Annotated in this window: 2 protein-coding genes; both read left to right on the forward strand. The window is 64.7% G+C overall.

The genetic code is table 11. The features are described from left to right. Positions 1–113: single-stranded DNA-binding protein (locus AX703_RS17435; RefSeq protein ID WP_156452113.1), on the forward strand; the 113-nt coding region annotated here is incomplete at its 5' end. A gap of 503 nt (positions 114–616) precedes the next feature. Then, positions 617–1,007: hypothetical protein (locus tag AX703_RS17440; protein ID WP_062345907.1), on the forward strand; the 391-nt coding region annotated here is incomplete at its 3' end.

The following is a 1,007-nucleotide window of genomic DNA, read 5'->3' on the forward strand; positions in this document are numbered from 1 at the left end:
AGGGCGACCTGGTCGAGGTGCAGGGCCGCCTCCACTACTCGAAGTGGACCGACCGCGAAGGCGTCGAACGCTACGCGGTCGAGATCGTCGCCGAGGAAGTCCTCTTCCTCTGACGCCTGAGCCCGGGAGGCGGCACTGCCGCCTCCCAAAGGGGCAAGGTCAGCCCCCCCATCACTCATGTAGACGCTGCGACGGGCGAAACACCGGTTGCGAAAAAGGCAACCTGCAGCGTCTATTTCGCACTTGCAGCATCAGAACCCTGCACCCATATCAGCAGTGCCTTTCAGGCATCCTCTCCCAAAACTTTCCAAAGGGCCGGCTCACGCTGGCCCCATTTTTTTGCCTGCCTGATCGGCGGCTTACGCCCCTTCGGGCATGGCGTCTGTGACACTTTGCCCTCGGGCGGAGTGTCATGTTGCGCTGCGCACGTGTTATGCGCGGAGGGCGGGTCACAGATCATGCCTGCACACTGGCCAAATTGGTCGCGGGGCAAGGGCAGCGCACGTGGCGGCGCAAACCAGATCGCACCTCCGGGCGAAGTGTCACGGGCGACAAACGACAGGGCAAGACACAAAGGGGATTCACAGGATTCACCTTTTGTGCTCAATACTGATCGATGGAACGAGCCCAAGAAATCACTGGCGTCGGTGGGATCTACGCGGTCCTGGTCGAAGCCTCGAACCGGCCGCGCTACGCCTTCCTCGTCCTCCAGCTTGTGGCCGAAATCGCCGACGGGCGAGGGCAGGCCGGGCCGTTCGTGGCGCAAGGCGGCTTGCCCATGCTTCTGCGCGAATGGCTCTGCTCCCAGCTCTTGCCGATGAGCGAACAGCCTGCCCGGCGCGCCGCGCTGCGCGCGCGCGTAGCTGCAGCGCTGAAGGACGATCTCACCGGTGATGCGACGCGCGATGCCGCGCGCGTCGAGGCCGCGGTCGAGGAGCAGGTGCAGGCCGTCGGCCGCGCCAATGTCAGCCGCGCGATTTCCGATCTGGTCCGCGCCGGGCTGATGA

Origin of the sequence: Novosphingobium sp. CCH12-A3 (assembly GCF_001556015.1) — a bacterium.
In the GTDB taxonomy this organism is placed as follows: domain Bacteria; phylum Pseudomonadota; class Alphaproteobacteria; order Sphingomonadales; family Sphingomonadaceae; genus Novosphingobium; species Novosphingobium subterraneum.